Genomic DNA, 7,731 nt, shown 5'->3' with positions numbered 1-7,731 from the left:
TTTGAACAGTTTTTAGCAGCTTTGCCTTTGCTGAAGTAAATCAGTTTATCCTTAAAAATCTTCAAAAACTTTACTGTCCCGATGGTTGTTTGCATAAGATGTGGTAAAATCATTATACACGAAGAGATATTTTTTAAAAAGCCTCTTTTTTTAGTTGGACGCTAGTGATTTTGCTTATATGTTGCGTTCTTCATCTATACGAAAGAAGATAATATTTTTAGCACAAGGTATTTCAAGATATAACATTTCTAAAAATAAAATGATGGAAATTGAAATGCCAATACCTTCAATAGATGAACAAAAGCAAATTGGTGAGTATTTCCGTAACCTTGACCGCCTTATCACCCTTCATCAGCGTAAGTATGACAAATCGACCAATGTCAAAAAATCTATGCTTGAAAATATGTTTGTTTGATAGTTAGGGGGGGGGAATAAAATGGTTTTTAATAAAGAGTCGGATTTTGAGGAAAGAACTGCGGAAAAAACATCAGAAATATTTGTGGCAGATGCAGCTTGAAGAAGCTGAATAAAAGAAGATGGGATTCTTTATCAGACCAGGAAAATGAAAACGAAGAAGTTTATAATAACCTTATGGGCTGCGGAGTTCCTGAAAAAAAATAGAAAAATTTTAAAAAAAAGTGATTTTACTTATTGACTAAAAAATCTATTTTAGTTAATATAAATACATCACGCGGGGATGGTGGAATTGGTAGACACGCCAGCTTGAGGTGCTGGTGACGCAAGTCGTGGCTGTTCAAGTCAGCTTCTCCGCAACTTGTAAAAGGCTGTTCGGTAAAATCGAACAGCCTTTTTTTTTTTATGTCGGCTGGTTAGTGAAAGTGAACGCGTCAGGGGCTGATAGCCGCGAAGGCGGTTCGGACACGCCTCGCGTGGCTGAACGGAAAAATTGCGGAGCAATTTTATAACGCAAAGACCCGGCGGCTTTGCCGGACGCCCTTAAAACCTTGCTGCCTGGCAGAAAAAAGGTTGAATTTATTTCGTTTTTTTTTTAAGATATTTTTATAATCTAATCCCTTAAATGCCACGAGGAGGAAAACTAAATGGCAAAGGTTGAACTTAAAGGCGTTACAAAAGTTTATGACGGTGATGTTCTTGCCGTTGAAAAGTCAAATGTAACAATTGAAGACCGCGAATTCTGTGTATTCGTAGGTCCGTCTGGTTGTGGTAAATCTACAACTCTACGTATGATTGCTGGTCTTGAAGACATTACTGCTGGTGAGCTTTACATCGACGGTGAATTGATGAATGACATTCCGCCAAAAGACCGCAATATTGCAATGGTATTCCAGAACTATGCTCTTTATCCGCATATGACTGTATACGACAACATGGCTTTCGGTCTTAAAATCCGCAAAACTGACAAAGCAGAAATTGACCGCCGTGTCCGCGAAGCTTCTAAAATCCTTGACCTTGACAACTATCTTACACGTAAACCAAAGGCTCTTTCCGGCGGTCAGCGTCAGCGTGTTGCTGTAGGTCGTGCTATTGTTCGTTCTCCAAAGGTATTCTTGTTTGACGAACCTCTTTCTAACCTTGACGCTAAACTCCGCGTTACAATGCGCGCTGAAATTTCTGATTTGCACAATCGCCTTCAGGCAACTATGATTTATGTAACTCACGACCAGATTGAAGCTATGACAATGGGTACAAAAATCGTTGTAATGTCAGAAAAACGCATTCAGCAGATTGGAGAACCTCTCTACCTCTACAATCACCCGATTAACAAATTCGTAGCTGGATTTATCGGAACTCCTCCAATGAACTTCTTCAAAGTAAAAATTGCAGAAGAAAACGGTAATGTAATTGCTGACGAAGGAAACTTTAAACTTGTACCAACTGCTGACCAGCAGAAACATCTTAAGGCTTATGTTGGAAAAGAAGTATGGTTTGGTGTTCGTCCAGAAGACCTTATTTATCAGGATGCTCCAGCAACAGAAAACAACATGGCAGTAAAAGTTACAAACAAAGAACCTCTTGGAGCAGAAACTCACGTATTTGTTCAGGTTCAGAATGTAAACATTGTTGCTAAATGTGAACCAGTTGTAAACCCACAGCTCGGAGATACTGTAAACTTTACTCCAAAAATGGACAGATGTAAGTTCTTCGACTTGGAGACAGAAGTAAATATCTGTGAACCAGAAATCGAAAAGAAATGGTAATCAGAACTCTGTTTATATAAACGGCTGATAAAAAATCCCGGTGTACAAAACATTGTACGTCGGGATTTTTTTTGCTTGTGGCTTACGATTTACCAGACAAATAAGTCTGCGCAGTTTCGTTCTCCGCCGGAAACATCGATGGCCTGTCCTGTGCAGAATTTGTTTGTTACTGTAAGAAAATAAATCCAGTCGGCAGCTTCTTGTGCGCTTGCCCAGCGTTTTAGCGGGGTTATGTCCATGATTTTTTGCCAAAGCTCATTGTTTTTTATGACATTTTCGTTTAATTCTGTCAGCACGCCTCCAAAGCACAGTGCGTTGCAGGTTGCGCGGTATGAATTTGCAAGGCGAATTGCACAGTTTTTCATGTAGCCGATTATTCCTGCCTTTGAAGCTACGTACGAAGGAAATTCGTTTCCTGTAAGAGCGGAAACTGAGGCGTTAAAGAGTACTGATTTTATTTTTGGCTGAAACGCATATTTTTGAGTTACAGCCATCGTGCCGATAAGGTTTACCTGGATGTCTTTTTCTTCACCTGTCAAAGCCGGAGTTTGAATTCCTGCGTTGTTTACAAGAATTTCAACGTCAGAAATTTCTGGGAGAGAAGATGAGTCGGAAATATCTGCTGTAAAATGAGAATAATTTTCCTTATTTTTTGCATTCTGGCTTTTTGAGATTGTGTCTGATTCAATGTCAAGCCCGATTACATTAAATCCTTCCGAAAGAAATTTTAATGCTGTTGCCCTGCCGATTCCCTGGCTTGTTCCGGTGATTAAGACTTTCATTTTTGATTATGCCTGTTTTTTTTGGTATTCAAGATACTCGTTTCCGACATTTTCTTTTTCCCACTGGCGCACAACTTTCCAGCCGAGTCCGGAAAAAACAACTTCGCACAAGAGTTCAAAAAAAGCTCCGATTGCCGAGCAGACGATTACCTGAGTCCAACTCCAGCCAAAGAAAATTTTAGAAACGACTGTGGCAAAGATAAAATTGTCTGCAAACTGGGCGATTGCCGTTGAAACGTAGGAGCGCAGTGCAAAACTGAAAAAATTGTTTTTTTTGAGCGAGGAACCGATTGCGGTGTTTAAGAGCGCATTTATTATTGAAGAGGTGATGAAGGCAAGTGCGGAACCCAAGACAACGTACCACGAACCGCCGAATGTCGCGTTTAACGCACGGTTTACTTCTTGATTTTCTGTCGTGTAAAATTCGCCCCACATTCCAGGCGCTTTTGATAGAAGAGCAAAAATAAGGCAGACAGAAAGATTTACTGCAAGTGCGAGAATCGAAACTTTGATGGAAGCCTTTGCTCCCCAGCGTTTGCAGATTATGTCCATGCACAAGAACATAAGCCAGCTAAAAGTAAAGCCACAGTCAAGAGCAATGTACTTGAAATTTACGAGTTCTTTGTTTGCCATTAAGTTTGCGCAGACAACCGACAGAATAAACAGTGAAACTGTAAGGGAAGGAATGTTTCGCAGGAGAATTTTAAAATCTTTTATTTCCTGCATGAACTTTGAAGAGAGTTTTTTCATAAGAACAATGGACTCAAAACGTCCGCCTCCATAAGAATTTTGATTTATAAAGCGCAGGAGAATTATGAGGAATCATAAACTGCGCAAAAACGACTTTATATTTTTTGCTCTAAAAAGGCAAGCCGTGTTCGCCTAAAAAAATATGGCTGAATTGATTTTTTTTATCCAAAGTAAATTTTATGTGGTATTATTTAAGACGCTTTTTATGGCGATTGCCAAAGTGAATTGAGAGCTTAATGGATTTTTTTACGGCAGATGAATTAAGACAATATTTAGAAACTAGCAGGATTGGTCTGTGGAAGATTGAAATGGAAGAAGGTGAGGTTGTCCGTATGTACCTGGACAGCGAAATGCTGAGACTGTCGGGGCTTGCCAGAAGGCCTTTCTCCAGAAGAAAATAGTACTCACTTTTGATGAAAAAACGATTTGAAATTATACAAAAAACACAGGAAAATGCTGTCGATTGATAAACCGTCCTGGATTTTGTAAAATTGCCTTAGGTGGGCTATATGCAAAAAAAATCCGTTGTAATTTATAAAAGTTTTTGTGCGCTTGTTGAAGGCGAAGAATCTTCAAAAATTTTAGTGGGCTGGTGTGTTTCGAGAGCAACATCGTCAGGAAAAAAAGCTGTTTACGCAAGTCAGAAAGTGCGTCCTCGCGATATAATTTTGTTAAGTGAATCTCCTGCTTCTTCACTGGAAAATTGTCTTGATTTTGCAGAAAACGCTTTGAAGCCAGAAAGTCAGGTTCAAAATCAGATTGCAGAAATTTACGAACTTTTGAGTAGCGAAAACGAAACCGCATCATCTTTTATGCCTTTTTCTGAACTTGTAGAATTGATTCGTGGAAAAATTGTTGCCGATGAAGTTTGGGGCGTTTATTGCGCTTTAAAAAATGGATTTTATTTTGAGGAAAAAATTGATTCTTCCGATATTGAATCTCCAAAAATTCTTTTTATCCCCCGTTCTGGCGAAAAAATCGAAGAATTAAAAAACAAGGTCTTTGAAAAAGAACATGCCGAAGAAATGCGCGCTGCCTTTATAACCAGATTGCGCCAGGGAAAACTTGATTTGCCTGCTGACGGAAAATACATGCAGGAAGTAGAAGCCTTTGCGCTTTGCAAGACAGACAACTGTAAGATTTTAAAAGACGCAGGAATGAAAGAAACAATCGAGCGTGCCCATGAAATTCTTTTAAAAACCGGAATTTGGGATATTACAAAGAATCCTTATCCTTTGCGCTGGGGACTTAGCGCAAAGAGCGCAAAATTGAGCCTTGGACGTCCGCCTGAAGAGGACAGGGTAAAAGTCGAGGGAATAAGTTATGCAATCGATTCTGAATGGTCTACAGACCCTGACGATGCGATTGGTTTTGACGGTGAATACCTTTGGGTTCATATTGCAGACCCTGCAAGCACTGTTTTGCCTGACAGCCCGATTGACATTTGCGCAAGGGGACGTGGAGCGACTTTGTATATTCCTGAAGGTGCGGCCAGAATGCTGAGTGAAGACTGCCTTGAAGATTATGCGTTGGGATTAAAAGAAATAAGTCGCGCCCTGAGCTTTAAAATTAAGTTGAATGAAAATTGCGAAATTGAAGACTGCGAAATTTTACGTACGATTGTTGATGTAAAACGCCTGTCTTATAAAAAAGCAGATGAATTAAAAGACAGTGCAGAACTAAAACCTCTCTTTGAAATTGCCAGAAAAACAGTCGAACGGCGCAAAAAAAATGGAGCTGTTTTTATCGAAATGCCAGAAATTCACGTTGTTGTTGAACCTGAAACAAAAAAGGTCAGCATGGAGAAAGTTGTGCATTACGAGAGCGGAGAAGTTGTGCGCGAATGCATGATTCTTGCAGGTGAAGGCGCGGCAAAATTTGCCTTTAAAAATAATATTCCTTTTCCGTTTATAAGCCAGGAAGCACCAGATATTCCTGCTGTTTTGCCAGAAGGACTTGCTGGACAATACAGACTCAGGCGTTGTATGCGCAAGCGGAACGTTGGCGTAACTCCGTCTTCTCACGCAGCTCTCGGTCTTGGAATGTACAGCCAGGTAACTTCTCCACTTCGCCGTTACGGAGATTTGATCGGACACGAGCAGTTGCGCGCATTCATAAAAAATGAGCCTTTAATTGATAAAGATACAATGCTTATGAGGATTTCTGCCGGAGATGCCGCGGCGAGGGCTGCAAGACAGGCAGAAAGAAACAGTAATACCCATTGGACCTTGGTTTATCTTTTGCAGAACCCTGAGTGGAGCGGAAATGCAATTTGCCTTTCAAAAGAGCAGAAACAGTCAGTTTTTTTAATCGAAGAACTCGGAATGGAAACCGCAATTGCTGGTGTAGACTGTGAATTGAATGACAAGATTACTGTAAAAGCTGAAAAAATTGACCTGCCGGCTTTGAGTGTTGTTTTTGTTAAAGCCTGAAAAATATTATTTCGTTGAATTTAAAAATACTGTAGTTGTGCATTAGTTTTTAATTCATTATAATTTTTAAATATGATAGTAATGAAATTTGGCGGTTCAAGTGTTGCTGACGCCGAAAGAATTAAACACGTTGCCTCTATTATTCAGGCTTATAAAAATGAACGTCCGCTTGTTATTTTGAGCGCAATGGGCGATACTACAGACCATTTGCTCGAAGCGGCCGATTTGGCTGTAAACGGAAAGGTTGACATCTCGAAGGTAGAAAAACTTCACCTCGATACTGCCAGAATTTTGGATGTTGATGTTCCTGCAATTGAAGAACTTTTGGGCGAATTAAAAACTTTGCTCACTGGAATTAGCATGTTGCACGAACTTTCTAAGCGTTCACGGGATTATCTTGTAAGTTTTGGCGAGAGAATGTCAGTGCGCTTGATGTCGGCATATCTTAACAGACAAAATATTCCTGCAAAATTTTATGATGCTTGGGATGTAGGCTTTGTTTCTGATTCAAATTTTATGAATGCAGAGCTTTTGCCAGACGTATGGAAAAATATTCCGGAAAAACTTGCTGCTTACAAAAACGGCGGACAGAAAGAAATCCCGATTGTTACAGGTTTTATCGCAAAAGACAAAAACGATGTAATTACAACCCTCGGTCGTGGCGGTTCCGATCTTTCTGCAACAATGCTCGGTGCTGCTCTTGGAGTTGATGAAATTCAAACTTGGAAAGATGTTGATGGAATTTTGACAACTGATCCACGAATTGTAAAAAATGCGCGCCCTGTTCCAGAAGTTACTTACGAGGAAGCTCAGGAACTAGCAATGTTTGGTTCTCAGGTTTTGCACCCACGCTCAATGATTCCATGTCGCAAGACAGGAACTCCAGTTCGCGTAAAAAATTCATACAATATAAAGAGCGAAGGGTCTGTAATTCTTGCAAAACACAGTGGAAAAACTCCGCGCGTTCTTGCAATTACAAACGTTAAAAATGTCGATTTGATTGATATTCAGTCAAACAGCATGTTCGGTGCATGTGGATTTTTGGCTCATGTGTTCAACCAGTTTTTAAAATGGAATGTTGTTGTTGATGTGATTGCGACTTCTGAAGTTTCAGTTTCTCTTACAGTAAATGGAAATTCTAAACTTGACGGACTTGTTGAAGACTTGAAAAAAGCGGCCGATGTGACTGTAAAAAAAGAAAAGGCTATCGTAACGATTATTTGCGATGCCTCTTCGTCAAGTTCGATCCTTGCGGACGCTTTTTCAGCACTAAAAAAAGAAAATATCAACGTTCAGATGATTTCTCAGGGTGCAAGCAAGGTTAATATAAGTTTCCTTGTTGACAATTCTCAGGCAAACACAGTTGTTCAGATTTTGCACAAGGCGTTGTTTGAATAGTCAAAAAAGTTTAGTTTTTATAGCCCTGGATTTGCTTGTTTCCGGGGCATTTTTTTTAGCATTTTACTTGCAAGCTGCGGCTTTTGCTTGCGCAAAACCCGTTTATTTACGCGTGCGCTAAAAGCGCACGACCGGGCTTACAGCCTGGATTTCTGCATGCTATCGCATGCTGCGGCTTTTGCTTGCGCA

At 40.0% G+C, this 7,731-nt stretch carries 6 protein-coding genes and 1 tRNA gene; 5 read left to right on the top strand and 2 right to left on the bottom strand.

Going from position 1 to position 7,731, the window contains the following annotated elements:
* Positions 1–178 precede the first annotated feature (178 nt).
* The 3 genes from ACT6XC_RS09175 to ACT6XC_RS09165 all read left to right on the top strand — a co-directional run bounded on the left by ACT6XC_RS09175 (position 179) and on the right by ACT6XC_RS09165 (position 2,180).
* Positions 179–415 (top strand): restriction endonuclease subunit S, encoded by a 237-nt coding sequence (locus ACT6XC_RS09175; RefSeq protein WP_443741582.1) that lies wholly within the window; start codon positions 179–181, stop codon positions 413–415.
* A gap of 276 nt (positions 416–691) precedes the next feature.
* Positions 692–773 (top strand) — tRNA-Leu (locus ACT6XC_RS09170).
* 288 nt (positions 774–1,061) lie between these two features.
* Entirely contained in the window at positions 1,062–2,180 is a 1,119-nt protein-coding gene (locus tag ACT6XC_RS09165) for an ABC transporter ATP-binding protein (protein WP_443739035.1), read from the top strand.
* 89 nt (positions 2,181–2,269) lie between these two features.
* Here the strand turns inward: ACT6XC_RS09165 and ACT6XC_RS09160 are convergent, their stop codons facing one another.
* Entirely contained in the window at positions 2,270–2,962 is a 693-nt protein-coding gene (locus tag ACT6XC_RS09160) for an SDR family NAD(P)-dependent oxidoreductase (RefSeq protein WP_443741581.1), read from the bottom strand.
* A 6-nt stretch (positions 2,963–2,968) separates the two neighbouring features.
* Positions 2,969–3,712 carry a VUT family protein gene (locus tag ACT6XC_RS09155; protein ID WP_443741580.1) on the bottom strand — a complete coding sequence of 248 codons (744 nt, stop codon included), beginning with the start codon at positions 3,710–3,712 and terminating at the stop codon, positions 2,969–2,971.
* A gap of 509 nt (positions 3,713–4,221) precedes the next feature.
* On the opposite strand from ACT6XC_RS09155, the gene ACT6XC_RS09150 reads away from it, so the two are divergent.
* Both ACT6XC_RS09150 and ACT6XC_RS09145 read left to right on the top strand, forming a co-directional pair.
* Positions 4,222–6,144 carry a ribonuclease catalytic domain-containing protein gene (locus tag ACT6XC_RS09150; protein WP_443741579.1) on the top strand — a complete coding sequence of 641 codons (1,923 nt, stop codon included), beginning with the start codon at positions 4,222–4,224 and terminating at the stop codon, positions 6,142–6,144.
* A gap of 72 nt (positions 6,145–6,216) precedes the next feature.
* On the top strand, positions 6,217–7,542 hold the full coding sequence (locus tag ACT6XC_RS09145) for an aspartate kinase (RefSeq protein WP_443741578.1): 1,326 nt from the start codon (positions 6,217–6,219) through the stop codon (positions 7,540–7,542).
* The last annotated feature ends 189 nt before the right edge of the window (positions 7,543–7,731 follow it).

The organism is Treponema berlinense, assembly GCF_052273165.1.
Taxonomy (GTDB): domain Bacteria; phylum Spirochaetota; class Spirochaetia; order Treponematales; family Treponemataceae; genus Treponema_D; species Treponema_D berlinense_A.
Note: the sequence above shows the minus strand (reverse complement) of the source record. Positions and strands in the feature narration are given on the sequence as shown.

Bases quoted from the DNA above. Each gene is read 5' to 3' on its own strand.
- ACT6XC_RS09175 (WP_443741582.1), top strand. From the start codon at position 179: ATGTTGCGTTCTTCATCTATACGAAAGAAGATAATATTTTTAGCACAA.
- ACT6XC_RS09165 (WP_443739035.1), top strand. From the start codon at position 1,062: ATGGCAAAGGTTGAACTTAAAGGCGTTACAAAAGTTTATGACGGTGAT.
- ACT6XC_RS09160 (WP_443741581.1), bottom strand. From the start codon at position 2,962: ATGAAAGTCTTAATCACCGGAACAAGCCAGGGAATCGGCAGGGCAACA.
- ACT6XC_RS09155 (WP_443741580.1), bottom strand. From the start codon at position 3,712: ATGAAAAAACTCTCTTCAAAGTTCATGCAGGAAATAAAAGATTTTAAA.
- ACT6XC_RS09150 (WP_443741579.1), top strand. From the start codon at position 4,222: ATGCAAAAAAAATCCGTTGTAATTTATAAAAGTTTTTGTGCGCTTGTT.
- ACT6XC_RS09145 (WP_443741578.1), top strand. From the start codon at position 6,217: ATGATAGTAATGAAATTTGGCGGTTCAAGTGTTGCTGACGCCGAAAGA.